Source organism: Zwartia lucis, assembly GCF_965234455.1.
Taxonomy (GTDB): Bacteria; Pseudomonadota; Gammaproteobacteria; order Burkholderiales; family Burkholderiaceae_B; genus Zwartia; species Zwartia lucis.
The window spans coordinates 596,342-622,003 of the sequence record NZ_OZ248472.1; the positions used below are offsets into that span (position 1 = coordinate 596,342).

At 48.4% G+C, this 25,662-nt stretch carries 26 protein-coding genes; 14 read left to right on the top strand and 12 right to left on the bottom strand.

The window, feature by feature from the left end; translation table 11 throughout:
- Positions 1 to 72: 72 nt before the first annotated feature.
- Genes AC8GE9_RS02830 through AC8GE9_RS02855 form a run of 6 tightly spaced genes read right to left on the bottom strand, consistent with a single transcriptional unit; the run spans position 73 to position 4,696 of the window.
- Positions 73 to 1,032, bottom strand: a complete 960-nt coding sequence (locus AC8GE9_RS02830) for an agmatinase (RefSeq protein ID WP_506675592.1) — start codon at positions 1,030 to 1,032, stop codon at positions 73 to 75.
- Between the two features lie 39 nt (positions 1,033 to 1,071).
- On the bottom strand, positions 1,072 to 1,668 hold the full coding sequence (locus tag AC8GE9_RS02835) for a DUF1989 domain-containing protein (protein ID WP_506675593.1): 597 nt from the start codon (positions 1,666 to 1,668) through the stop codon (positions 1,072 to 1,074).
- Between the two features lie 24 nt (positions 1,669 to 1,692).
- The gene (locus AC8GE9_RS02840; RefSeq protein ID WP_506675594.1) at positions 1,693 to 2,466 is read right to left on the bottom strand and encodes an amino acid ABC transporter ATP-binding protein; all 774 of its coding nucleotides are present in this window, start codon (positions 2,464 to 2,466) and stop codon (positions 1,693 to 1,695) included.
- Between the two features lie 30 nt (positions 2,467 to 2,496).
- On the bottom strand, positions 2,497 to 3,174 hold the full coding sequence (locus tag AC8GE9_RS02845) for an amino acid ABC transporter permease (RefSeq protein ID WP_506675595.1): 678 nt from the start codon (positions 3,172 to 3,174) through the stop codon (positions 2,497 to 2,499).
- Between the two features lie 2 nt (positions 3,175 to 3,176).
- Positions 3,177 to 3,830 (bottom strand): amino acid ABC transporter permease, encoded by a 654-nt coding sequence (locus tag AC8GE9_RS02850; RefSeq protein ID WP_506675596.1) that lies wholly within the window; start codon positions 3,828 to 3,830, stop codon positions 3,177 to 3,179.
- A gap of 29 nt (positions 3,831 to 3,859) precedes the next feature.
- A complete protein-coding gene (locus AC8GE9_RS02855; protein WP_506675597.1) occupies positions 3,860 to 4,696 on the bottom strand; it encodes a transporter substrate-binding domain-containing protein in 837 nt (278 codons plus the stop codon).
- A 430-nt stretch (positions 4,697 to 5,126) separates the two neighbouring features.
- On the opposite strand from AC8GE9_RS02855, the gene AC8GE9_RS02860 reads away from it, so the two are divergent.
- The 3 genes from AC8GE9_RS02860 to AC8GE9_RS02870 are packed head-to-tail and all read left to right on the top strand — an operon-like array spanning position 5,127 to position 8,576.
- Positions 5,127 to 6,095, top strand: a complete 969-nt coding sequence (locus AC8GE9_RS02860) for a Bug family tripartite tricarboxylate transporter substrate binding protein (RefSeq protein ID WP_506675598.1) — start codon at positions 5,127 to 5,129, stop codon at positions 6,093 to 6,095.
- A 44-nt stretch (positions 6,096 to 6,139) separates the two neighbouring features.
- Positions 6,140 to 7,021 carry a hypothetical protein gene (locus tag AC8GE9_RS02865; protein ID WP_506675599.1) on the top strand — a complete coding sequence of 294 codons (882 nt, stop codon included), beginning with the start codon at positions 6,140 to 6,142 and terminating at the stop codon, positions 7,019 to 7,021.
- The gene (locus AC8GE9_RS02870) at positions 7,011 to 8,576 is read left to right on the top strand and encodes a class I adenylate-forming enzyme family protein (protein WP_506675600.1); all 1,566 of its coding nucleotides are present in this window, start codon (positions 7,011 to 7,013) and stop codon (positions 8,574 to 8,576) included. Before AC8GE9_RS02865 ends, AC8GE9_RS02870 begins: the two co-directional genes overlap by 11 nt.
- Positions 8,577 to 8,609: 33 nt before the next feature.
- Here AC8GE9_RS02870 and AC8GE9_RS02875 read toward each other — a convergent pair whose 3' ends face one another.
- Genes AC8GE9_RS02875 through AC8GE9_RS02890 form a run of 4 tightly spaced genes read right to left on the bottom strand, consistent with a single transcriptional unit; the run spans position 8,610 to position 10,662 of the window.
- A complete protein-coding gene (locus AC8GE9_RS02875) occupies positions 8,610 to 9,056 on the bottom strand; it encodes a MaoC family dehydratase (RefSeq protein WP_506675601.1) in 447 nt (148 codons plus the stop codon).
- A complete protein-coding gene (locus AC8GE9_RS02880; RefSeq protein ID WP_506675602.1) occupies positions 9,049 to 9,456 on the bottom strand; it encodes a Rid family hydrolase in 408 nt (135 codons plus the stop codon). The genes AC8GE9_RS02875 and AC8GE9_RS02880 overlap by 8 nt, the downstream gene beginning before the upstream one ends.
- Before the next feature lie 16 nt (positions 9,457 to 9,472).
- Complete coding sequence (locus AC8GE9_RS02885; RefSeq protein ID WP_506675603.1) at positions 9,473 to 9,889, bottom strand: MaoC family dehydratase; 417 nt, start codon at positions 9,887 to 9,889, stop codon at positions 9,473 to 9,475.
- A gap of 59 nt (positions 9,890 to 9,948) precedes the next feature.
- A complete protein-coding gene (locus AC8GE9_RS02890; RefSeq protein WP_506675604.1) occupies positions 9,949 to 10,662 on the bottom strand; it encodes a TetR-type transcription factor C-terminal domain-containing protein in 714 nt (237 codons plus the stop codon).
- Positions 10,663 to 11,020: 358 nt separating this feature from the next.
- Here AC8GE9_RS02890 and AC8GE9_RS02895 point away from each other — a divergent pair, with 358 nt between their 5' ends.
- The 3 genes from AC8GE9_RS02895 to AC8GE9_RS02905 are packed head-to-tail and all read left to right on the top strand — an operon-like array spanning position 11,021 to position 12,280.
- A complete protein-coding gene (locus tag AC8GE9_RS02895) occupies positions 11,021 to 11,401 on the top strand; it encodes a helix-turn-helix domain-containing protein (protein ID WP_506675605.1) in 381 nt (126 codons plus the stop codon).
- Positions 11,402 to 11,429: 28 nt separating this feature from the next.
- Positions 11,430 to 11,741 (top strand): nucleotidyltransferase family protein, encoded by a 312-nt coding sequence (locus AC8GE9_RS02900; protein ID WP_506675606.1) that lies wholly within the window; start codon positions 11,430 to 11,432, stop codon positions 11,739 to 11,741.
- A gap of 2 nt (positions 11,742 to 11,743) precedes the next feature.
- Complete coding sequence (locus AC8GE9_RS02905) at positions 11,744 to 12,280, top strand: hypothetical protein (protein WP_506675607.1); 537 nt, start codon at positions 11,744 to 11,746, stop codon at positions 12,278 to 12,280.
- 187 nt (positions 12,281 to 12,467) lie between these two features.
- On the opposite strand, the gene AC8GE9_RS02910 is transcribed toward AC8GE9_RS02905, so the two are convergent.
- Positions 12,468 to 13,622 carry an NADH:flavin oxidoreductase/NADH oxidase gene (locus AC8GE9_RS02910; protein ID WP_506675608.1) on the bottom strand — a complete coding sequence of 385 codons (1,155 nt, stop codon included), beginning with the start codon at positions 13,620 to 13,622 and terminating at the stop codon, positions 12,468 to 12,470.
- A 100-nt stretch (positions 13,623 to 13,722) separates the two neighbouring features.
- Between AC8GE9_RS02910 and AC8GE9_RS02915 the strand changes: the two genes are divergently transcribed.
- The 7 genes from AC8GE9_RS02915 to AC8GE9_RS02945 all read left to right on the top strand — a co-directional run bounded on the left by AC8GE9_RS02915 (position 13,723) and on the right by AC8GE9_RS02945 (position 22,712).
- Positions 13,723 to 15,006, top strand: coding sequence for an NAD(P)/FAD-dependent oxidoreductase (locus AC8GE9_RS02915; protein WP_506675609.1), 1,284 nt, complete (start codon positions 13,723 to 13,725; stop codon positions 15,004 to 15,006).
- A gap of 197 nt (positions 15,007 to 15,203) precedes the next feature.
- Complete coding sequence (locus AC8GE9_RS02920) at positions 15,204 to 16,334, top strand: C4-dicarboxylate TRAP transporter substrate-binding protein (RefSeq protein WP_506675610.1); 1,131 nt, start codon at positions 15,204 to 15,206, stop codon at positions 16,332 to 16,334.
- 106 nt (positions 16,335 to 16,440) lie between these two features.
- Entirely contained in the window at positions 16,441 to 18,456 is a 2,016-nt protein-coding gene (locus AC8GE9_RS02925; protein ID WP_506675611.1) for a hydantoinase/oxoprolinase family protein, read from the top strand.
- A gap of 6 nt (positions 18,457 to 18,462) precedes the next feature.
- On the top strand, positions 18,463 to 20,166 hold the full coding sequence (locus tag AC8GE9_RS02930; protein WP_506675612.1) for a hydantoinase B/oxoprolinase family protein: 1,704 nt from the start codon (positions 18,463 to 18,465) through the stop codon (positions 20,164 to 20,166).
- 22 nt (positions 20,167 to 20,188) lie between these two features.
- Positions 20,189 to 20,731, top strand: a complete 543-nt coding sequence (locus AC8GE9_RS02935) for a TRAP transporter small permease (RefSeq protein ID WP_506675613.1) — start codon at positions 20,189 to 20,191, stop codon at positions 20,729 to 20,731.
- Between the two features lie 13 nt (positions 20,732 to 20,744).
- Complete coding sequence (locus AC8GE9_RS02940; RefSeq protein ID WP_506675614.1) at positions 20,745 to 22,052, top strand: TRAP transporter large permease; 1,308 nt, start codon at positions 20,745 to 20,747, stop codon at positions 22,050 to 22,052.
- 93 nt (positions 22,053 to 22,145) lie between these two features.
- Positions 22,146 to 22,712: a helix-turn-helix domain-containing protein gene (locus AC8GE9_RS02945; protein WP_506675615.1), complete on the top strand. Its 567-nt coding sequence runs from the start codon at positions 22,146 to 22,148 to the stop codon at positions 22,710 to 22,712.
- Between the two features lie 134 nt (positions 22,713 to 22,846).
- Here AC8GE9_RS02945 and AC8GE9_RS02950 read toward each other — a convergent pair whose 3' ends face one another.
- Entirely contained in the window at positions 22,847 to 23,833 is a 987-nt protein-coding gene (locus AC8GE9_RS02950; RefSeq protein WP_506675616.1) for a Bug family tripartite tricarboxylate transporter substrate binding protein, read from the bottom strand.
- 143 nt (positions 23,834 to 23,976) lie between these two features.
- Between AC8GE9_RS02950 and AC8GE9_RS02955 the strand changes: the two genes are divergently transcribed.
- Positions 23,977 to 25,662, top strand: coding sequence for a phosphoethanolamine transferase (locus AC8GE9_RS02955; protein ID WP_506675617.1), 1,686 nt, complete (start codon positions 23,977 to 23,979; stop codon positions 25,660 to 25,662).

Genomic DNA, 25,662 nt, shown 5'->3' on the forward strand with positions numbered 1-25,662 from the left:
TCACCAGAATCCGTGTAAACCCTTGGGGGGCCTCTTGTTTGCTGATCGAGCCCTTATCACCGCCCGAGCCCCTTACCGATTAAAGTAACCCGCTTTGATCGACCACCCGATTAGATTCACAATCAGCCTGCCGGCCGTGACGCACGTGAGTTTGGCCGCAGTGTCTTTTGCAGGCTGAATTTCAACAATATCCATGCCAACCACGCGGCCCTTTAGCACCAAGCCCTTGATGATTTCACGCATTTGGACAAAGTTGAGACCTCCCGGAGCGGGACCGTCTACCGCCGGCATGACCGTAGGGTCCATGCCATCCGCGTCGATGGAGAGATAATATTTCCCGTTGTTGGGGATTCTGTCGAGGATGGCTTTGACGCCTACCTCGTGCAGTTCATAGGCTGAAATCAGATGCGCACCGTAATCGATTGCAGCCTGATAGTCAGCAGGCCTGCCGCTACCTTGCGCTCTAAGACCAATTTGAAAAATAGAACCGACGTGTTTCATCTCTGAGGCGCGTCTGATGGGACTAGACAGGCCTTCTCGCACGCCATTGACTTCATCACGCCAGTCTAAGTGCGCGTCAATATGTACCAAGGTAATGTCTTCCAGCTGATCGTAGCCACGCAAAATCGGTGTGGTGATACCGTGATCGCCTCCTAAAATCACTGGAAGCGCACCGACCGATAGGAGTTTGCGAATCACTTGTTCAGCTTTCCTGTAATGCGCTCCTGGGTCCATCAAATCAGGCAGCACATCACCAAGGTCAACGAGTTTGATGTCTTCTCGATGTTGAAGCAAAGGACCTTCGATATCAAAATCATAATGGCCTGGTGCGCGTACCAGACGATCCGTTATGCTTCGTATGGCCTGTGGCGCATTCGTTTGGTCATTGGTAAAGCTGCGCGGACCATAGGCTGCTCCGAAGGGCATGCCTAGAAACGCAATGTCAGCCTTAAGGTTTGTCAAATCCGTCACGAGTTCCGAGTACAGCAACGTTTGATGACTTTTAATCGGCGCGGTGGTAAGTGTGTTCATAACGTCTCTCAGAAAAAATCGACAAATAGATAGTTTCGACTAAGCGCTTGCTTTGACTTTTCGTAGTCGAATTCTGGTGGGGTTAAAGTTGTTAGTGGGCGCCAAGTCTTGCGGACAGGCCGAGCCCACGACAATCAAATCCATCAACGCCTCCATCACGATTTTCTGGCCGGCTAGGGCAGGTGAAATACCTCCTGTAATCAATCCTTTGCTATTGACCGATGTTTCCTGAAAAAGATTCAAAGGGTCAGGCAAGTACTCGTAAGGAATATTCAAGTCCTTTGTGATTTCAGCCAAATTGCATCGACAGCTTTTATGATCTGAAACGTTAAAGTCCATCGAGTAACGCATCGGATCACAAGCAGGCACACAAAAGTCGTGGATACCCACCTCGTCGCGTACAACACGTAACATTGGATTTCTGAGAATGGAATACAACAAATCATTTTCTTTAATGAAGGTTCTGCGCATCACGGATCGCATGTGAGAGGGCGATAAAAATTCTTTCACTTCATCTTTCTTGAAGGCAAAGAAATCACAGACTTGGTGGCCGTCTACATTTTCTACCTCAAGCATTTCGCCTTTTAAAAGATTCATTCTGCCGGCGAAACCACCTTCAATAAGTACTTCTTCCATGTTCTTCTCCAAATGTTTCATAGGTTATGAAATGCTTGATAAAAAGGCGATGAGCCTTTCGCTTTTTGATGAACGTATAACTTCTTCAGGGGTGCCTTCTTCAACTATTCTTCCGCTATCCATAAATACGATTCGATCTGAGATCTGTTCAGCAAATCTGATTTCATGCGTCACAATCAACATTGTCGTGCCGGTTGTCGCGAGATCCGCGATTACTTTTAAAACTTCACTGACTAACTCAGGATCAAGCGAGGATGTTGGCTCATCAAACAAGATGACTTCTGGCTCCATTGCAAGCGCACGCGCAATCCCGACACGCTGTTGTTGTCCCCCTGATAGTTCTGAAGGATATGCATTCAGTTTTTCAGATAAGCCCACTTGCGCCAGCACCTTCTCGGAAATTTCATGGGCTTGGTCTTTGGGTTTTCCTAGTACCTTGATTGGACCAATCGAGACGTTGTCTCTCACCGTAAGGTGTGGCCACAGATTGAAGGATTGAAACACCATCCCTACCTTGGCTCTCTGGCGGTTGATATCTGCCTCGGACTTAAAGAAAATGCCTTTTTCTGAGGCTTTCATTAATTCATCATTGAGGTATATCTCCCCCTCTTCGGGAATGACGAGGTGATTGATGCATCTCAAGAGCGTACTTTTTCCGCAACCACTCGGTCCGATGATACTCACCACCTCTCCGGGTCGGACATTCAGGCTGACACCGTCGACAGCCTTTAAGTCGCCAAATCTTTTCTTGATATTCCTGAGCTGCAGAACGTATCGATCACTTTTATCGTCCTTCATTCCTACTTCACTCCTTAAAGCCAATCATGGCTATTGCAGACTTAGATTTTTGGGTTGAAGATATTTTTTGGCGAGGGACATCAATGAAATCAGGGTGCCGTTGATGCAAAGATACAGAACCGCTGCAAAGATGAGCGGTTCGGTGAAGCTATATGTTTCGTTCTGGACTCTCTGCGCCACCATGGTCAGCTCATGAACCGTGATCGTTGACAAAATTGCAGTGTCCTTGACCAGGGAGGCTGACTGGTTGATGAAGGGAGGGATCACATAGGGTGGAAGTTGTGGAAATACGATGTAGCGCAGTGTTTGAAAACTTGACATGCCGCCCGCCCGCGCGGCTTCGAGCTGACCTGCTGGCAGTGCAATGATGGCAGACCGAACGATTTCTGAAAAGTATGCGCTAGTGTAGAGGCTGAGCCCAAAAATACCGACAACGTAGGAGGGCAGTCGAACATCGTAAAAGGGGAGTAGGTAATACAGTAAGAAGACTTGAATCGTAAAAGGGATATTTCTAAAAATCTCGAGATAGACAATTGAAAAGTATCGAAGCACTAAAATATTGGATAGTCTGAAGAGTGCGATCAAGGTGCCAAGTGTGATCGCTAAGGGGATGGCAGACAGGCTGATGAGCACCGTAATCTTTAGGCCCTCAGCAAACAAGCCAAGGTTACTGAGGACCGCATTGCCGGTGACGCTGACGGTATCCATAGTCAGCACCGTTTAGCCAGTCGCCGCTCAATCAGGGTGCCTGCCTGACTAATGACGAAATTCACCACAAAAAATATTAAAGCTGCCCCGATGAGTACTTCGAGCGGACGGTAATTGCTTGAATACATGAGCTGAGCAGTTCTAAAGACCTCAACAATTGAAATGAAAGCCAGTAGTGGCGTGCCTTTTAATAAGATCATGAACTCGTTAATGATTTGAGGCGTAATTTTGATCAGTACTTGAGGGATCACGATGTAGCGCCAAGTAGAGGCGATCGACATGCCAATCGCCTTGGCAGACTCGTATTGACCGCGTGCAATGGATGTGACGCCGCCCCGCATCACTTCGTGCATGATCGCTGCGCTGTTTAAAACAAACGCAATGAGACCTGCCACGTAAGGAGGCAGACTCAGACCCACGTTTGGTAACAAGTAGTAAATAACAAAAATCTGCACGAGCAGTGGCGTGCCTCGGATATAGGTCACATAGGCTGTCAGGGCGACATTGATTGCCACGACATTGAGGGCCCGAAGCGCGGTGAGCAACGATGCCAGAAGAATGCTGAGCGTGAGAGACAGTGCGGTAAAGTTAAAGGCGATGACCATACCCTTCGCAAGGTCGGGTATGGCCTTTATCGTAAAGTCAAGTTCAAGCATGAGCTTCCTCTAGCGAGTGCTCGATTTGATTACTTTGCGCCAGGTGGCAGGTAGCCTTCGAGTGGCAGAACCGCATTGGCCCCGAACCATTTTTGATGAATTTCATTCATCTTGCCGTTCGCGATCATTTCTTTGATACCAACGTTGATGAGGTCACGCAAAGCGGCATCTTCAGGCCGAGTGACCCACGCGTAATACGTTTTATCGCTGATACCACCGACTAATTTATAGACACCAGGTTTTTCCTTGATCATAGAATTCAAGGATGGCAAGTTGTGTACACCAAAGTCAACTTCTCCATTTGCGACAGCTAAGTAAACCTCCGGAAAAGTGGTGTACAGCTTGATGGACTTGAGACCTGGTTTGCCCGATTGCTTGATCTTTGCGTCGTAATTTCTGAGTGCCTGCTCAGTACCTGAGCCAATCTGAGTAGCGCCTACCTTACCGTTTAAATCTTCAAGGTTATTGATCTTGCTGTTTTTTGCTTGCGTGATCGCAAATGTTGTCGCTTCTGAGATTGGCATGGTGAAGGCAAAATTAGCAGCACGGGCAGGCGTGATCGTCACGGAGGTTGCGACGAGGTCGTATCTTTTTGCACCAAGTCCGGGCAAGATGCCCTGCCATGGCAGGTTCGATTGATCCAACTTGAAGCCATTTTTAGCAACGATATAGTCAAGGACGTCTTTTCCAAGACCAACGATTTTTCCATCTCTCATAAATTCGATCGGCGGCATGGCTGCTTCCGTGCCGACTTTCAAAACATTGGTTTTCTTGATATCAGCAAGGGCATCGGCCGCTGCGTTGAAGCTGACCGTTGCACATACCGCCAAGGTCACCGCCATAAAAAACTTAGGTGCTTTCAACATTGTGAACTCCTCAAAGGAACTGGACTACGTTAAGGACAAGTACAACGATCCATCAAGAGCGTCCCATCGACTTTTAGCGACAGGGGGAATACATTCTTGTGCCAGCAAGAAGCGTGCCGGTCCTTAGAAAAAAATCTTAAGGTGGAGAGGTTGTGGAGTCGATGAACGGCCTTATGCCTGAAGTTCCACAAAGAACCCATACTCAGTGTTGCTTTAATACTTAAAAAAATCTGTGAAGCCTTGATCCGTTGCGACTGAAGTGCAGTGAACACGACCTATTTCATGAGGTAAAAAACTTAACAATGCAAACATTGATTGACTTCATTAAACATCACTTTTACTATTTTGACTAGATGGTCAAAATTATTTCATCTTCTCCGGTTCTAATTTTCTACAACCGGCAACCGCATGCTTTTAGTTTGGGGTTCTCATGAAAAATGTTGCTATTGCTGGTGTGTTGACCTTGTTATCGGTACTAGTGAGCCCCGCCACCGCGCAAAACTATCCCAATCAACCGGTGCGTATTGTCGTGCCCTACACGCCGGGTGGACCAGTCGACTTTGTCGGACGCTCGGTGCAGCAAAAGCTTCAAGAAGGGTGGGGTCAGACGATTATTTTTGATAACCGCCCAGGTGCATCGGCCATGATCGGCTCGAGTTTTGTCGCGCGCGCAGCGCCTGATGGCTACACCCTTTTGATCGGGGGTGCGCAGACACACGCCATGAATGTGGCGACGGTGAAAAAGATGATGTATGACCCAGTGGCTGACTTCACTCCGATCTCCCAGTTGACCGGAACCAGCTGGGTGCTGGTGACACATCCTTCGCTTGGCGTAAAGACTCCGACCGAACTGGTTGAGCTCATCAAAAAAAATCCAGGTAAGTATTCCTATGCCTCATCGGGTGTAGGCGGCGTTGCTCACCTCGGTTTTGAAATGTTGTCTTCTTCGCTTGGTCTGAAGTTGGAGCATGTTCCGTACAAGGGGACGAGTCAGGCGGTCAACGATGTGGTAGCGGGTCACACCCCTATGATGATGGGTGACCAGTCGACGTTACTGCCACATATCAATTCGGGCCGATTGATCGCAATCGCTATGACGGGAGACAAACGTTCGACACTTGCGCCAACAGTACCGACGATTGCTGAGTCTCTAGTGCCTGGTTTCAACGTCCAGTCGTGGCAAGGCCTATGGGGTCCTGTCGGAATGGATCCAAAGTTGGCCCAGCGTTTGAATGAGGATTTTAAAAAAGCGTTGCAAACGCCTGAAGTGGTCGCACAGTTAAGAGCCTCAGGCTACGAGCCAGTGGCCTCGAGTATTCCTGACTTTAAAAAATTCATCGACTCAGAAATCAAGCGATGGACAACAGGTGCAAAAGCCGCTGGCATTGAGCCTCAATAGTTGTTGATAGCCCCACGTTGGAATCACACTGTTAGGGAAGCACAATGCCGTTGCATGGATTTACGCCCTCTTTGCACCAAGTCACCGTCTTGCAAGGCGTAATGGCATCTGTGAAGCGAACGCCAGAGAAAATTGCCATCACTGAAAATGGCTTTAGCCTCACCTATGAACAACTACGTATTGCAATCACTGCCAAGGATGTGCAACGCCATCTGGCAATGTGGCCTGCAGTGCGTACTAAAACCCTCGTTCAACTGCTCGCGAAAGCATATGCCTCAGACTCGGGTTTTGATGAAAGCAGGATCTTTTTAGACCAGTCTCAGCCCGCATTACAACCCGCATTGCAACCCGCATCGCAATCAGCGCCTCAACCCTTGTCTGAGCGGGTAACTGTATTGCGCTTGCTCAGTGCTGCGGTGTCTCATGGCGTGTTTAGCAAGGATATCGTCTCAGGTGTTCCGTTGCCCTTAACCGCCTGGACTGGAACCGTGGCAGCGCTTTTGCCCTTGTGGCTGGGCGGCACCCTGCAACTACTCAATCCGGGAGATATGTCCGCGATAGTCGAGGCGGTCAGCACTGGTCGTGTCAACCAAGTCTGGCTGGGTGAGGCGGAATTTTGCGCACTGAGTCTGCATGGGAACACGCCACTCACCACGCTCAACCCACCTACGGCAAGTTTTAGGCTCGCGGTTTGTGAGGGGTTGCCCTCCGAGACTGTGGCGTCGACGCTCCTTGCCTGGCTAGGTAAAAATCGTGTCACGGCCGAAACGGGTACAGAAGCGTCTGGAACGCTTAGGCGTCATCCTGGACTTGAGCGTCAAGGTGAGCCCTGCGTGGGCGTCATATTTTCACCTCATGGGATGGTCGCGAGCTTGACGACAAACCCTGCTATACCTGCGTGGAGAAGTGCTCTCAATGCTGAATGACACTAAGATCCCTGTCGATCAGCGAGGACCGGGTCTGACGATTATTGATGGGATTCGTGCTTCTGCGAGGGCGCGACCAGACCGCATTGCCTTGACAATCGGAGAGGAGCAGCTCAGTTACCGCAGGCTGATGGATCGCATCGATCGCGTCGCGTCCGGTGCGATGCATCACTTGAAATTACAGCCAGGCGACCGCATCGCGATTGCACTCCCCAATTGTTTGCCTTACCTAGAAATCGTGGCGGGCTTTGCGGCGGTCGGCGTCCTGTGCGCCATGTTTCCGCCCATGGCGATTGCCAGCGAAGTTCGCTTCATTGTTGAAGATTGCGCACCTCGTCTGGTCGTCTGCCACGTTAGCAACGAGGATGAAGTGCGTGCTGGCGCAGCTGGGAACGTGGATACGATACTGGTGGTGGGACGGGGAGGCGTCGACAGCTACGAACAGTGGCTGGAGCAGGCCACGCCCGCCCAGTCTTTTCCGCTTGTCGCGGAAACGGATATTTTTTCTATTTCCTATAGCTCTGGCACCACCGGCCTACCAAAGGGTATCCTGCTTTCACACCGATCGAGAATATTGACCGCCTTTGTTGCTGCCGCGGAATATCGATCGTTTGGTCCTGATTCGCGGATGCTGGTCAGCACACCGGTGTTTCACGGTGCAGGATTTCTAAATCTGCTCGCGCCTCTCTGGTTCGGGGGAGAGGCCGTCATTTTGCCTCAGTTCAATATCGAGACGTTACTCGGACTCATTTCCCGTCACCGCATTACCAAAGCCCATATGGTGCCTGCGCATTTTTCTGCTTACTTCGCCCTCTCGGAGCAGGAGCGCGCACGTTTCGATGTCTCCTCCTTGCGCTGCATAGTGTCCGGTACGGCACCACTCGCACAGTCGATTAAAAGTCGGATCGTCGAAAGTTTTGGTCCTGATGTGCTACATGAGCGATACGGCTCTACAGAAGCTTCTTTGGTGACCAACCTGCGACCCGAAGATCAGTTACGCAAAATAGCTTGTGTGGGAAATACCTTTGCCTCGGTAGAGGTTGAAATACGCGATCCAGAGGGTCATTTGGTTGCCCCGGGTGAGACGGGAGAGCTTTGGAGTCGCTCGCCACTCATGTTTTCTGGTTACTGGAATCGACCTGAGCTAGAAGCAAGCACCGTGCGCGAAGGTTGGGTGTCGGCGGGTGACATGGCCATGCGCGATGAAGAGGGCTATATCTATCTCGTCGACCGAAAGAACGACATGATTATTACGGGTGGCGAAAATGTCTACCCAAGGGAGATCGAAGAAGTATTGATGCAACATCCTGCTGTAGCGGAAGCGGCCGTTGTCGGACTGCCCCATGAGTATTGGGGGGATGCCATTACCGCTTTTGTGCACCTCAGGGGTGGCGCGATCTTATTCGAAGAGGATCTGCGCGCCCATTGCGCGTTGCATTTGGCGCGCTGGAAAATTCCGAAGCGGATTGCAATTGGAGGACCGTTGCCACGAAGCTCCATGGGCAAAATCCTGAGACGCGAAGTCAAAAGCGCTGCGCTCAAAGGCATGCGATAAAGTCAGATACGAACTCTCACGTGGTACTTACCGCTAGGCGCCCACACGACAACGCACGAGAACGTGTTTGTCGTTTTGAAAAACCTCTTGGTTTAGTTGGTTGTAGACATGGTCTCGAAAGAGGATCAAACCCTGTCCCGGTGATGAGGTCAGTCGTTTCTGGAGGACCTCGACTTCAGTGCGAAGCGTATCCCCCGGATGGACTGGCTTGAGGAATTTGGCGCTATCGAGCCCAATAAGCGCCACGATGCTGTCTTTAAAAAGATCTCCAGTCATCGCTGTTGAAAACGACATGACAAGATGGCTCGGGCACAACCGACTCGGCAGTCCACGCGCATGTGCGACTGCGTTGTCGAGGAAAAGAGGTACCTCGTACCCCACCAATTTACAAAAAGCTTCGTGATCTTCATCCGTGATGGTGCGCGTGCGCGTCGGATAGCGAGCGCCCACCTCAAAGTCTTCGTAAAAGCGGCTAGTCATCTGACCCTTCACGCAGCACAGCCACAGCTGATATTTCTATCAGCGCGTCCTTGCGTATGAGTGCTGCTACAAATACACCTGCCGCTGCGGGAGTTGCTGATTTTAAAAATTCGCGTCGTACCGCCGCAGTATTTTTGTAGTTTTCAGCCGTGATGACAAACTCGTGTGTGGAGACGATGTCTTCGCAAGAGCCCCCCACCGAATTCAGTATTTTCTCGAACTTCCGATAGATCTGACGCGTCTGCTCAACGATGTCACCGGGTGCCGTGATGACGCCATTGTCATCCGTACCAGTCGTCCCGGAAAACCAGATGGTGTTGCCCACCCGCAGCGCAGGGGCGTAGGTGTAGTGCGCCGGCCAAGGTTTGCCAGCAGTCAGTGCGGTACGGGTATCAGACATCATTTGCTCCCAGTGCTTATTTTTGAGGAAGAACGCGATAAATATGGAAACCCTCAAGCACTTTATTTCCGTGCTGATTGATCAAGTTTGTTTGAAAACGGTAAAACTGCCGATGCTCTTCACGCCATATTTTTTCAAGCGTAAAGTGCGGCTTCAAGGTGTCGCCGACAAAGGCAGGCGCGAGAAAATTGGACCCTTGCTCTACAAACGTGAAACCGTTGATTTCCTCACGTAAGGTTGTAGCTCCTAGCGCTGCGATTGACACCAATAAAAGACCATGTGCGAGAGGCCTGCCAAAATGGCTTTGTTTGGCGTATTCGATATCGTAATGAATCGGATGTACATCGCCTGAAATGCCGGAAAAAAACAGAAAATGGGCATCTGTGAGTGTTTTAGAAGGGCCGTAAAAGGTATCGCCGAGTTTAAGTTCCATGAGATCCGTCTTTGCAGTTGAATATGCGTTTAAGTTTTCAGGCGGGAGCAATTTTGAGGTCAGGATTTAGTCGTCTTTTTACGCGTCGTTTTCGGCTCACTCGGAATAATAGTGAGCGCCTGCAGTAAGAAGTTCGCCATGCCAGTCGCAATCTCCGTAGACTTTAGTCGACCTTCGGGGCGATACCATTTTGGTATCCAGTTGATCGCACCCAATATGGTCAGACTCGCAAGCTTGGAGTCTGCACAACTAAATTCTTTGCGCGCAACACCCACCTCAATCAGATGTCGCACACCGGCCTCAAACTCATCCCGTCTCGCTACATAGGTTGAACGCTGCAGGGGACTGAGGTTCTCCAGATCGGTCAGTAAAATACTGCCTAAACTGTCCTCGATAATCCCGCGAATATGCTGAAACAACAGCTCAAACAGACGCGTCCTGGGACTCGCTTTTGGATCCAGACTTGCCAGTGCCTCCAAGCTAATATCCATGCAGCGCATGTGACATTGGAAAAGAATATCCTGCTTGTCGCGAAAGTAGTAATACAAATTGCCCTTGGTAATGCCGAGCCGGTCAGCGATGTCTTGCATCGTGAGAGAAGATAAACGCGACTCCCCGAGTGCATCACCTACGCTACGCAAGATTTCGTCGCGCCTGGAAACCTTTGGGGTGTGGCGTCCACTCCAGCGGCGGGTTTCGATGTTTCGATCCGGCTCTGGACTCGGAGCGGGGAGGGACGGGCGGAGTATTGATTTCGTTGATTTTGACTTCATGGTCAAATTCTAGAGGCGGCTATGTCTAAAGTCAATTTGCAAATACTCCTCTCAGCAGCCCCCTACAACACCCCCACCAACTCCCCAGCCGCGCGTTCCGTTAACACCACTTCCACGGCGATATGCGCTCGCGTTGCAGGCCCGTGACCGGTGAAGCTTTCGGCAGGGAAGGGTAAAGGACAGCCATAGGGAGACTCCACTCAGAACAGATCACAACATAACGTATTTACGCGCACGATTAGGGGCATGCGGTCATGAATAATTGTGTTTGAGATGAGCACGTTTCTTTTAATTTTTATACCATTTCATATATATTCATAAGGTTTCTAGCCAAAGCGTATGTAAAAAAGTTACGGAAATGAAAACTCGACTTGTTAGCGGCGTTGAAGTGCATCGTGGCTCTGCCAATGTCTTTGCTGATCTTGGCCTAGTTGATGCTGAAAAGCTCAAGATTAAAACGGGCTTGGTGATTGAAATCAGAAAAGCCATGATAAGCCGTGGCTTGACACAACAAGTGGCCGCTAAGCGGATGGGCATTTCTCAACCAAAAGTCTCTGACATGATGCGGGGCGACTTCACCAATCTGTCTGAGCGCAAACTGATGGATTGCTTGATCCATAAGCAAATGGTCAACAAGATGCTTAAGAGTCCAGCCTTGAAGGTTGAATTAGAAAAGCTAAACCGAAAGGGGTTTGCCACCCTTGATGAGACTAGTCGGGCCATCCGCAGAGTAAAATAGAAATTAAGTCAAAAGAGGGCTTTTTTAGATGCGTTTGAGCCAAAGTCAGTTAGCCAAAATTACCCAGACGACGACTGCTGTCGCTGGGCCTTTGGCGCGCGTGTCGATTTTTGGTTCTAGGTTGGATGATTCGCGTGTTGGCGGTGATGTGGATCTATTCATTGAATCCAAGCCTGCGATCGGTTTGTTGGCTCGTGCAAAAATTAAATGGCTTCTTGAGCAGGAACTGAACTTGCCTGTTGATGTGCTTGCAGCTGATTTAGACGATATCCAAACACCGTTTGTAGCAATCGCTCGCGCAAACTCAAGATGCATCAATGATGTATCGTTGCGTTCGTAAAAATGACGATTGACACTGCCTTAAGTGATGAAAGAAATTGCTTGGCTGGCTTGCTAGAAGCTATCCAAAGGTGTGTTTATTTTTTAGATGCTGCTTCAAAAAATACCCCTTGGCCTTTAACGGGACAATTACTACTGTCACGAAAGAAAGATAATGAGCTTTTTGAGGCCCTCGCAGCAGTCAATGAACGATTTTCAACATTACAGGACTCGCTAGGTGCTGCTATGCGGCACAGTCTTATTTTGTCTGGCGAGCAGGCTGAAAGTTTTTTGAAAGTTTTGGCAATCTTCGAAAAGTTCAAGGTCATATCTTCAATTGAAGATTGGCAAACAGCTCGAACAGCCAGAAATTTGGCCGCGCACGATTATCAGACGGATTATGCAGTGGTTGCAGAGCATTTCAACTCATTGCATTTGCTAACTGAAAATCTATATGGAACTGCAAAGAGATTTTTACTCTATTGCGATGAGGAGCTTTCTGTTCTACCTCAAAGCGAAGATTTTTCTATTGAATTTCGAGCAATTACCGCTCATTTGTGAGCGGTGAGGTGTCATTGAGAAACACCCCCCATACGCCTACTGTCCAAATAGCAGTTTCATGTTGTTCAGAAATATACTTTGTGTGCTTGGCAAGTTCTATGTCACGTTCAATGAGGGGTTCAAGTCGATTAGGTGTGCACCACCCTTACGAGCATTTTCAGCATGTTCCGGGTGCCTCACATTATTTTTATGTATTGTTTCGTCTTGCATTTGACTGGTCTCTTTTTAATAACCACCATCCATATGGTTTGGGCCAGGTTGAGTAGTCAGGATCGTGTTTGAGTGCTACGGCTGCCTGCACGGGCCAGTTTGGGTTGTAAAGAGACTCTCTTCCAATCGCAACCAAGTCGGCCTGACCTGAGCCAATAATTTCATTCGCGTGCTCAGGCTTAGTAATCAGGCCGACCGCCATGACCTTTGAACCAGTATTTCTTCGCACACTTTCAGCATACGGAACCTGATAGCCAGGTTCTCTTCCGGGGGCAAGCGTGCCTCTGTCCATCAGTCCCCTTGATGAGCAGTCAATGACATCAATACCTCGGTCACTCAGTTGTTTTGTAAGAATCAGTGTGTCATCCATCGTCCAGCCTCCTTCAAGGTCATCGACGCATGAAAGACGATAAAAAATAGGTAGATTGCTAGGCCATTGAGATCGCACCGCCTCCGCGATTTCCAAGGCAAATCTCATCCTGTTTTCTAAAGTGCCACCGTATTCATCTTTTCTGTGATTAGACAGAGGAGACAGAAAGCTATGTATCAGGTAGCCATGCGCCCCGTGGATGTTGAGCACTTGAAACCCCGCTTGGGCAACGCGGCAAGCGCCCTCTGCGAACTTGTCACGCAGTTTCCAAATTTCATCTTTTGTCAGTTCTTTCGGTACTTGCCATCCTGGATTGGCTGGGAGGGCTGACGGTCCAACGGTAGGCCAAGGTGCAAAACCATTGGCCGCATCGTGCGCATTTAAGGATTGATAGCCCTCCCAAGGGACTTGAACGCTTGCCTTTCTTCCTGCATGGATAAGTTGTGCTCCCGGTATTGCACCATGTCTGGCGATGGCCTCAGCTACTGGTTTTAAAGCTTCCATTTGTTGATCCGACCAGATGCCGACATCTGCATGCGTTGCTTTGCCTTGCTCTGTCACAGCAAGAGCTTCAGTAAATACTAATCCAGCGCCGCCGACGGATAGTTTTTCGAGATGATTGATATGCCAGTCCGTCGGCATGGCATCGTTACCGCTGGCGTATTGCTGCATAGGCGATATGACAATTCGATTTTTAAGCTCAATGTCCCTGAGTTTCAACTTTGTAAATAAGGGAACTGAAGTTTCGAGTTTTTCTGTCATCTCTGAGCCTTTAATTTTTGAAAAATTATTTGCTATTTGTTTTTCTTTGATATAAAAATATCACATAAATTTCACAATTGTGAAATTTTCTGGAGACTCAATGTATTCGATCCCTTTTCCGCTTGAGCCCTCGCTTTGGGCCAAAACTGCATGTCCTGCTCCCTCTACAACTTCATTAAAAGATGACATTCGTTCAGGTGTACTGGTCATTGGAGGTGGTTTTGCAGGTCTCAACACGGCGTTGCACCTCGCACAAGAGGGCCAAAAGGTGGTGCTTCTGGAGGCTAAAGAAATTGGCTTTGGCGCATCGGGTCGCAATGGTGGTCAGGTGATACCAGGCTTGAAGTTTGACCCCGCCGAACTGATGACGATGTTTGGTGAAAAACGTGGAAAAAAACTGGTCGAGTTTTCCGGAAAAACGGCAGATATTGTTTTTGACCTCATCAAAAATTTCAATATGAACGTACCGCATGTCCGTAAAGGGTGGATTCAGGGCTCGCACAATCAAGAAACACTGGCCTTGGCCCGCAAGCGGTCTTCCCAGTGGAGCCAGCTTGGTGCGCCCGCGCGGATGTTGAGCAGGGAGGAAATAGGCAATTTGTTAGGCACCGACATTTACCTTGGCGGCTGGATTGACGAGAGGGCTGGGGCTATTCAGCCTCTTAGCTACGCCCGAGAGCTTGCTCGGGTTGCCCTCAGTCTTGGTGCTGAAATTTTTACTGAATCGCCTGTGATCAAGCTGTCTCAACATGGATCTGCCTGGCAAGCTTCTACCTCTAGCGGTGGATCTGTGACAGCAGACAAGGTGGTGATCTGCACGAACGGCTACAGTCAAAACCTCTGGCCTCATTTGCAAGCCAGTGTGATCGATGCAATCAGTTATCTGATTGCAACGCCGCCTTTACCAGAGAGTCTACGAAACAAGATCGCACCTGGTGGTCAGGTTTGCTCAGATGCCAGGAATTTATTGATTTATTTCCGACAGGATCATGAAGGCCGGTTTGTGCTGGGAGGAAGAGGTCCTTTCAGAGAACCTAAAGGCCCCGAGGACTGGGGCCATATCGAGCGCGTAACAAAAAAAATGTTTCCGTTTCTGTCTGATATCCCCATTGAACACAAGTGGTGCGGCCGTGTTGCTGTGACCAGAGATTTCTTGCCACACATTCACGAGCCCAAGCCTGGTTTACTCATTGATATTGGCTGCATGGGTAGAGGCGTTGGTCTCCAATCCTCAATGGGTCGGGCGATCGCGCAGTACCTCACGACCGGCAATCGCGATGTGTTGCCCTTTGCTAGCTCAGACATAAAGCCTCTCCCTTTGTATGGGTTGAGACGACTCTATGTGAATGCGCTGATGACGTGGTACAGCTATAAGGATCTATGAATTCTTAGTGCAGCTAAGTATTTACCCTTGATCGCTGTTTCATTTCTTTAATATTTAAAATATTTAATATAAGATAAAAATGAAATTAAATTGAATTAATTTCATTTTCATTTAAATCAATTGCGCGAACTTCATGATTGCACGCGAGTTCTCATTCGTGCTTCGCGCACAGTTTTTACACCAGTGAGGAGAGCACCATGAATTTGAAAAGAATTTGTACCGCCCTTGCCATGGCAGGATGTATGTCTTTTGCTACATCATCGATTGCAACGACTGAATTGACAGCTAGTGTGTGGTTCCCCGATTCGCATCCTCTTGCGAAATTTGGCTATGTAGAGTGGGCCAAAAAAGTCGAGGCTGCGTCCAAAGGCGACATCAAAATTAAGGTGTTTACCGGAACTGCACTGCTCTCTCCAAACACTCACCTCAGTGGCTTGCGTGACGGTGTTGCAGACCTGACCTATCACGCCGGGACATACACGCCTTCTGATTTGCCCGAAGACAACGTACTTTCTATTCTGGGGATTGGCTTAAAAGATCCAATTGCGACAACATTTGCTGTTGCTGACTTTTACATGACTGATCCTGCCATGCTGGCCTTGTGGAAAAGGCAAAGAATTGTCTTTCTCGGTGCCTATGCCAGCGTACCTTACAACTTGATCTGCAGAAAGAAGATTGAAACCTTGAGCGATATGAAAGGGCTCAAAGTCAGAACTGCTGGTGTGGTGCATTCTGAATGGGCCAAGCTAGTCGGAGCAACACCCGTCAACGTTCCTTCGAGCGAAATGTTTACTGGGCTTGATAAAGGCCAAATTGACTGCACGATGATGGGCGCGAATGATATGAAAGCTCGCTCCTTGTGGGATGTTGCCAAATTCATCAACGTCGCAAACCTCGGACCTTACTTTGCCGGCTGGGAATGGGCGATGAACGGTAATACCTGGAAAAAACTCAAGCCCGAACAAAGACGGATCCTCCTAGATACCATTGCAGATGCAACCGTTGATCTCGAGGTCGAATACATCATGGAGGAAAAGCAAGCCCTCAAGGAGGCTCCCTCAAAAGGAGTCACTATCATTCAGCCGTCAGAGGATATAAAAAATTCACTGCAAGCGTTTTCCAAAGTTGCCCGTGATATGGCCATTAAGGAGGGAACGAACCGTTTCAAACTGAAAGACTCAGAAGGGTTAGTCACCAGATTTGAGACCACACTGGCGAAGTGGGAAAAGCTTCTTGAAGGTGTCGATCGCAACGATAGAAATGCGCTGAAAAAAATCCTGAAGGAAAACCTCTATCAAAAAATAAACGCTTCATCTTACGGACTTTGAAGTCATGACCGGCAGTCGGACCTGTTTTGCAGGTCCGACTTAAATAAAGAGCGACACGGTTCAGCCCGGTAATCATGTAAATCAAACACATTGTTGGGTATTTAAAATGCGTATAGGTGTAGAAGTAGGTGGAACGTTTACAGATCTTGTTGCGATCGACGGTGAAAAAATTCAAGTACTCAAGGTGCCCAGTACACCTGAAAGTCCTGACATAGGCGCCTTCAACGCACTGGTTGCAAGCGGCATATCCCTCAAGGAAATTACTGATCTTGCGCACGGATCAACCGTCGCGACCAACGCTGTTTTGGAAAGAAAGGGTTTTCTCACGGCCTTTCTTACAACAAAAGGCTTTCGTGACATTTTGGCGCTTCAACGACATGGCAGATCAAATATCTATGATCTGGCGTATCAGAAACCCGTTCCGGTTGTATCAAGAAAAGACACGTTTGAAATTACGGAACGGATGCTCGCAAATGGTGAAACCGAGACACAGTTAGATGTAGCGCAGATTGAGTCCGAACTGGTACCGGTGTTAAAAAATGGTAAATATCGGGCAGTTGCTGTTTGTCTGCTCAACTCTTATGTCAACCCAAAGCATGAGCTTGCATTGCGCGACCTGCTTGGTAAGCACATACCGGATCTCAATGTCACCTTGTCCTCTGATGTCAGCCGTGAGTTCAGAGAATACGAGCGAGCATCAACCACCACTTTATCAGCATACGTACAGCCAGTCATGGATCGCTATGTATCCAGATTTGCCCAGAAATTGAAAGAAGCTGGCTTTGAGGGCCGCTTTAGTGTGATGCAATCCAACGGGGGCAAGCTTCCCGCAGAAGCCATGCGTGCAAATGCCATTACAGCTTTGCTTTCAGGGCCCGCTGCCGGAGTGATCGGAGCCTCTCGTCAGGCTGGGCGCTCGGGCTATAAAAATCTCATCACGCTCGATATTGGTGGAACGTCAACGGACGTGTGCATGATCGCGGATGGTCATCCTCAACTGACCAACGAGTTTTCACTGGATGGCTTGCCGGTTCGCATTCCACTTTTAGACATCAATACGGTGGGGGCTGGAGGAGGAAGCATCATCTGGATTGATGATGGTGGGATGTTGCGCGTCGGGCCAGAATCTGCTGGCGCCATGCCAGGTCCAGCATGCTATGCCCGAGGAGGTACCCGGCCCACAGTGACAGATGCGCATGTGGTGCGCGGCACTATTTTGCCAGAGGCATTTCTCGGGGGCAAAATGAAAATTGATGCTGAGTTGTCACGTCAAGCCCTGGAGCCGATTGCCAAGGCATTTGGTATGAGCCTCGAAGAGGCTGCTGATAGTGCAATACAACTAGCCAACGCGAATATTGTAAGAGCCATTCAGGTTATTTCTACCGAGCGAGGATATGATCCTAGAGACAGCGTCATGGTTCCTTATGGCGGAGCTGGGCCCTTACATGCGGCGCAGGTGGCCCGTGATCTTGGGGTCAAGTTAATTGCGGTACCACCCAATGCTGGGGTGATCTCTGCCTATGGTCTGATCGCCAGCGATTTCATTCAGTTTGAAACATTGACCAGAAGATTTTTGCTGGATCAGTCAGCAGTGGATCATGTCAAACAAGTCTTCAATGAAATGAAAATGCGCGCGCTTGAGCGAGCGACATCGATGAAGTTCGGAGATATTATCAAGCTTAGTTTTATTTCTGAAATGCGTTTTGTTGGACAGGCTTTTGAAGTACCGGTTGAACTATCACCAGAAGAGCTTTCTGAGCTGACCTATGAAAAGCTTCGTCAGCAATTTGGAGAGATGCATCAAAAGTTATTTTTCTTTGGAGCTGAAGAAGATAAACCCATTGAGTTTGTTTCATTCAGACTTGGTTTGACGGCTCCCCTCAAAGAAATTCCTATCTTGACAGAGTCCACTGACCGTCAAGTCGAGACTCGTGAGATCGATATTTTTGAAAGTAGGGCCTGGAGAAAGGCGACCTTCATGAGCAGATCTAACATTAAATTAGGCGACTCAATTAGTGGGCCGGCCTTACTCGATGATCCTACCTCGACTTTGCTTGTTCCAAGCGGTTGGAAGGCTCACCGTGATACGAGCGACAACATCATTTTGACTTGTTTGGAGTAAGTGGACATGAATGCACCAGCGTTTGATCAATCCGTTGCTAAAACGGACAGTATTGATCCCGTTGACTACGCGGTCATTACGCAAGGCTTGATTGCTGCCGCTAAAGAAATGGGTGTGAAGCTTATTCGGTCGGCGTATTCGACCATCATTCGTGAGGCTGCTGATGCGTCAGCATGCTTATTTGACAGATTTGGCAATGTTGTTGCTCAGGCTGAACTGATTCCAATGCAATTGGGTCCTATGTCTGAGATTTTTAAAGCCTGTGCTGACATTTATCCAGTCGAGAAGCTCAAAGAAGGAGATTTTTATATCAATAATGACCCCTATGCAGGCGGTCAACACCTTCAGGATGTGTTCATCTATTCCCCCATTTTTTTGAACGGAGTGCTGATTGGTTTTGCGGGTACCGTTGCCCACCATCTGGACCTTGGTGGAGGCAATCCAGGCTTGACGACTGAGGCAGTAGATGTCCACGCAGAGGGCATGATATTTCCACCTTCAAGGTATAACTTTGAACATGACTGGGAAAATAATGGTTCGCTCAAGCGATTGCTTGCTGCAAATATTCGGGTACCTAGTCAAACAATTGGTGACTTTGATGCTCAATTTGCTGCCAATAGGGTGGGTGGCGAAAGGCTGAAGCAACTTTTTCTCAAATACGGCTTGGAAACCATGGAACTCGCCATGGCGCAGTTGATTGATTATTCTGAAATGCGCTGCAGAACCGCTATATCGGCACTACCTGACGGCGTTTATTACGGCGAGGATGCAGTCGATGATGATGGGATAACCGACACCCCCTTGAGAGTCAAAGCCAAAGTAACAATTTCTGGCGATAGTATTGAAATTGATTTTGAAGGAACGTGTGCGCAAGTTTCACGTAATCTTAATTGCCCCTTATCTTCAACAATATCTGCTGGACTCACTGCAGTTAAAACAGCACTCACAAGTGCCGATATCCCTTTTAACGAGGGAACAAAAAAACCGATTACGATCAAGGCTCCTAAAGGGTCACTTGTGAATCCAAGCTATCCTGCCCCAGTGCGGGCACGAATGGAAGCTGCCTACAGGTGCTTTAACGCCGTATTAAAGGCGCTTGCACAAGTCGCTCCTGAAAAAGTCATTGCTGGTGGTAATGACTCCACACTTGTGACTTCAATTGCACATCAGAAAAGCGGAAAGTACAAAGTCTACCTTGAAGTATATGGAGGTGGATTTGGCGCCTCTGTGCATAAAAATGGCTGTGATGCCGTAGATTCCCCTCTCTCGAATTGCACCAATACCCCGGTTGAGGCCACCGATATGGACTTCAGCCATTTTCGAATTATCGGCTACGGGCTGATTCCTGACTCTTGTGGTCATGGCAAGCAGCGTGGTGGATTAGGCTTTTTCAGACGCTTCCAAATCCTAGAGGATGACGTCAATTTTGCTATCTATGCGGATCGATTCACTATTTCTCCGTATGGACTCTTTGGTGGAACGGATGCCCATACTGGAAGGGGCGAGTTGCTGCGCAATGGCAAGATCATCCCTATAAAGAGTAAAGATGCTATGACACTGCAAAAAGGTGACATCCTGACGATCTTTACAGCAGGCGGTGGCGGTTATGGTCATCCCGCGGAGCGTCCTAAAGAAGAAATTAAGCGCGACTTGGAGCAAGGTTACTTGACTGACGCCACGGCAAAAGCTTCTTACGAGGTCACTGCCTAGCCACTCTAATCGAGAAAAAGAAATGAGAATATTTGAGTCGCTGGTCAAGAAATTTGCATATCTGCTTGCGGGACTTGCAGCATTGAGCCTCGTTCTCATGATGCTCCAGACCGTCATGGATGTCATTCTAAATAACGTGATCAACAAACCGATAGAGGGAAATCTTGAAGTCATTTCCATTTATCACATGGTCATTATCGTTTTTTTACCTTTGGCTCTTGTTGAACTCAGACACGAGCACATCAACTCTGACCTCTTAGTCATTAATTTCTCCAAATTCTGGAGGCGGTTCACCTATATTTTTGGCGCTGTCGTGACGCTTGTTTTTATAGGAATTTTGTTTTGGCAATCTTTAATTGATGCTCTTCAATCATTCGAGATTAACGAGGTTGTTATGGGTTCTATTTATGTTCCTGTCTGGCCAGCCAGATTCGCACTGCCTTTAGGGTTTTCAGCATTTATGCTGGTTGTTCTTTTACACATTATTCACGCGTTTACCAAACCAGACTTTGATCCCACGCCAAGCTCGCCCGATTCAGATAAAGACACTTCTGTCAGTATCTGATTAAAGGAGAATCATGAGTAACGTCGCAATCGGTTTTATAGGGCTATTGATCGGACTTGGGCTTGTCGCGCTGCGTATCCAGATTGGTGTCGCGCTTGGCATTGTGTCCTTTTTTGGTATTGCAGCAGTCGTTAACTGGCGGGCTGCGTGGGGCGTGGTGAGCTCGGTACCATTCAATTTTGTTGGAGATTGGAACCTTACCGCTATTCCGATGTTTTTGTTGATGGGCTATGTTGCTAGTTTCTCAGGGCTGACCTCTGGTTTGTTCAAGGCAATGCGTATTTTCTTGTCCAGATTGCCCGGTGGCTTGGCCATTGCAAGCGTTGGAGCCTGTGGATTGATGTCTGCAGCATCAGGTTCCAGTGTTGCTGTTTCTGCAGCCTTTGCCCGCATTGCGACGCCCGAAATGCTCAAGTACAAATACGATCCGGGTCTCGCCAGTGGGGTGATTGCTTCCGCTGGAACGCTAGGTTCTCTTATTCCTCCGAGTATTTTGATGCTGCTGTATGCATACATGGCAGAGGTATCTGTTGCCAAGGTTTTCATGGCTGGATTTTTGCCAGGGCTGCTATCGATGCTGATGTTTGCAGCGATGATTTACGTTAGAGTCAAACTGAATCCAAATTTAGCGCCGCCCGTTAGGGAAACCTTTTCCCGACAGGAAAAACTCGAGGTATTGGCTCAAGTATGGCCCTTACCCGTTTTAATTCTCAGTGTTCTGGTAGGAATTTTTATCGGATTATTCACGCCAACGGAGGCTGGTGCGGTTGGGGCTGCGCTTGCCATACTCATTGCTTTTTTAAGGAAATCTCTCAGCTGGAGCGTCATTAAAAGCTCGATTTCTCTGACGCTCAGTGGGACTGCCAGTATTTTCATGGTAGTCATCGGCACCGTTATGCTAGGGAAGTTTCTTGCACTCAGCGGATTACCCGCATTCATCACAGAGAGCTTTCTGTCAACCACGAGTAGTGAACTGGGTGTCATTATCGCCGTGGCTGCACTTTATTTGATTTTGGGTTGTTTCCTTGATTCGATTGGTTTGTTGCTGCTGACGCTCCCGATTATTTTGCCTTTAGCCAAGGCAGTGGGAATCGATCTGATTTACTTCGCGATTATTTTAGTTAAGCTCTTAGAGCTTGGCCTGGTCACCCCGCCTGTCGGACTCAATGTATATGTGACTAAAAGCGCACTTGGGAATCTCGTTTCACTCCCTACCATCTTTAGAGGCGTATCGTGGTTTATCGTAGCTGACCTCATCACTCTTTCTTTGCTGATTGCATTTCCGATCATTTCACTTTACCTTCCCGGACTTATGGACTGAGGGACTAATTGTTTTTTTTATCCTAAAATCAAACTTTAAACTTCGATAATGAATTTTGACTAGGCTGAAACCACTGGCGTGAAAGATATCAACATGATGACTGATGGCATCGGTGAAAAACTACGCCAACGCCGAAAGGTTAAACAGTTTTCCTTGAGTGAAGTTGCTAAAAAAACTGGACTTTCTATTGGCCTTTTGAGCCAAATCGAACGAGGGATTTCTGCACCCTCATTGCGATCACTCAGTATGATCTGCTCTGCGCTATCCATGCCCTTGAGATGGCTTTTCCAAAATGAGCATATTGAAAATAATATTGAGGAAAATATAGTTGTCAGGGTTGGACGTCGCCGAAAGATGGATCTTGGCGCATCGGGCATGAGCAAGGAAATTCTGTCTCCTGATGCCTTGACATCCCTTCAGCTCATGCGCTTTGTTTTGCATCCACAAAGCAAGGTCGTCGAAGGCCTTGCCCCGATCGCGAATGGTGCTAAAGCCGGTACTGTCATTTCTGGAATTTTGGGACTCGAAGTTGATGAAAAGACATATTCGCTCTTGCCTGGAGATTCTTTCGCTTTTAAGGCGAGTTCAACTTACAAGCTCTGGTGTATTGGCGACGAGGATTGCGAGCTTTTCTGGGTCACCACACCAGCGATTTATTGAGTCAACATAAGCGTCACCACGCGTGTTCGATTCGACATCTACGCGATGGTGCGCTTGTGGAGCGCATTTACGGGACAGCGCTTGCAGTAGCGCTTATTGGTCAACGCTAATGGTACAGGGCCTAGCCACTCAAACTAGTTAGGTTCAAGCTTGATCGACTTTGCGACATTGCCCCATTTCGTAGACTCAGCCGCTAAAAACTTTGTAAAGTCCGAGGGCGTCTGGGGATCGGGGCGTACACCGAGCTTTTCGAACCTGGCGATCACCTCAGGATCGCGCAGCGCATCCGTGGTGGCTTTGTTCAATGCAGCCACAACATTAGGTGGCAAATTAGCCGGACCAAACAACCCAAACCAGCCCTGCGCACTGAAATTGGGATAGCCCGACTCCGCAACCGTTGGCACATTCGGTACAGCAGGGGAACGCTGTGGTCCCGTGAGGGCGAGGATTTTTAAACGGCCGCTCGCGACATTGTTTAAGGCGGTCGCCAACGACGTCTCAAAAGAGATTGGGATCTGATTGGCGAGCAAGTCTTGCATCGCAGGGCCCGCACCCTTGTAGGGGACGTGGGTCATCTTGATCCCCGCGCGTTGAGAAAACATTTCTGCCGTCAAATGCGGAATCGAGCCATTACCCACACTCGCATAGTTCACCTTGTCGGGATTCGCTTTGGCGAACGCGATCAGCTCCTGAACTGTGTTGTAGGGAGCTGCCACATTAGCCACGATCGCGCCATCCGTCGTGATCACATTAGTCAGTGGTGTGAAGTCTTTGCTGGGATTGAAACCAAGATTTTTAGTGACATGCGGCGCAATCGACATGGCGCTCACCGTCAAGAGACCCAAGGTATAACCATCGGGCTTGCTGCGCGCCACATATTGAGTCCCAATGTTGCCACCCGCACCGACTTTGTTTTCTACCACGACCGGTTGATTTAAATATTTCGTGAGATTTCTCGCGACCTCGCGACCGGCAATGTCCGTCACCCCACCCGGTGGAAACGGCACCACCAAGGTAATCGTCCTATTCGGATAGTCCGCTTGCGCATAGACAAGCGATGACACGCTCATGACCGCCGCACATACACCCATGCTGAGTGTTTTAAATTTCATTGTTTTCATGTTGTCTCCAGATTATTTTTATGTACTGATCAGTCAAATTAACATAGTTGACTGACAAATTTGGTCGTTAAATAACGCTGTACCCCCTTCCGACAGCCATCTAATACACTATTGATTAATTTAGAAAAAAATGAGGGGTCGCAGTGTTTGGGAATTTACCGCGATGGAGACCATGGACTGTTGCGATCCTGTGCACGTATCTTGCGCTCTCGCTGACACAGCACGTATCCACGACATCGAAAGGCGTCTTAGAGCCACTTTACTATTCCCTTGATGTGGTAGTGATTGGCTGGCTATTTCTATGGTGGGTCTTTAAACGTCCTGCCTATGTGCACTGGTTGTTACTTCCTGTATTTTTAATCCTCCCCCTCGAGCTCTATTTGCGTCTGCACTTCAATACTGGGCTCAAGGCGCATCACTTGGGCATCATCGCTGAAACAAATCCTAGTGAAGCTATTGAGTTTATCGGTGATCAAGGCTGGCTTTGGGCCCTAATCTGGTGCGTTGTGTTGCTTTGGTGGTTTTTAATACTCAGGGCCATGCGCCAAACGCGTGCGTTAGATTGTTCAGGCCGCCTGCGATTTGTGGTGGCCCTCATCGCGCTGGTGGGTGGAAGTATTTTGTTTTACAGCGATCGTTTGAACTCAGAGACAATAGAAAAAACAAGACCATTTGGCCTCGTAGCAAGCGCATATCAGTTTTGGCAAGAACGTAACAATGCAGATGATTTAATGAAGCTGAAGCAAGAGTTTGCCTTTCATGCGCAGTCTGCCACCAAAGACAAACGCGTGATTGTTTTGGTGATTGGTGAGTCCGCACGCGCCGATCGGTGGTCTCTGAACGGTTATGAGAGAGAGACCAATCCATTGCTCGCCGCCACAGACAATCTGATCAGCCTCACCGACGTCGTGTCTGCAACATCCGCAACAAGCTTATCCGTCCCCGTGATGCTTTCTCGCTTGCCGGCTGTCGATAGCTTCAAATCGTCGAGTTTCAAGGAAAAATCAATTGTGTCGGCTTTTAATGAGTCCGGTTTTCAGTCTTATTGGCTCTCAAATCAGTTGTCTTATGGAAAATACGACTCGTCCGTCACAGCAATCGCAAAAGAGGCGAAACACGTAAAGTTTTTAAATATCGTACAAGCGACTCATCGTTCGAGTTTTGACGAAGTATTACTCGACCCTTTTAAAAAAATACTGAGTGAGAACGCAGAGCAAAAATTCATCGTCCTACACACGTTAGGGAGTCACTGGAACTACAGCTATCGTCATCCCCAGTCTTTTGATCGCTGGCAGCCATCGTTGTTTGGTGCAGGCCACATCAGCCCAAGCGTTGCCCTCAAAGAGCGTCTCAACAATAGCTACGACAATTCAATTTTGTATACGGACTGGATGCTTTCAAACATCATCGAGATCTTGAAATCCTCGGCTGAAGTCAGTGCGATGATCTACATCTCCGATCATGGACAAAATCTTTATGATGGGGCGTGCACACTGGCATTTCATGGCAGCAACACGCAATATGATTTTCAGGTGCCTGCGTTGGTGTGGTACTCCGAGCAGTTCGCACAGCGTTATCCTGAAAAAATCGTTTCTCTAAGAAAGCATCGCGAGGCACCCTTATCCGTTCAAAACATCTTTCACTCTCTCGCAGACCTCGGTGATATACAGATTCCAGGAGACACGTTAAGGGGTAGTTTCTTTAATGAAACATTCTCTCCTCAAAAACGCTATGTGGATAGCTATGGGATGTCCGATTATGACAACTCAACCTTTGACAATACATGTCGCGAAGTCATCGACAAGGGCACACCAATCCCCAGATACTGA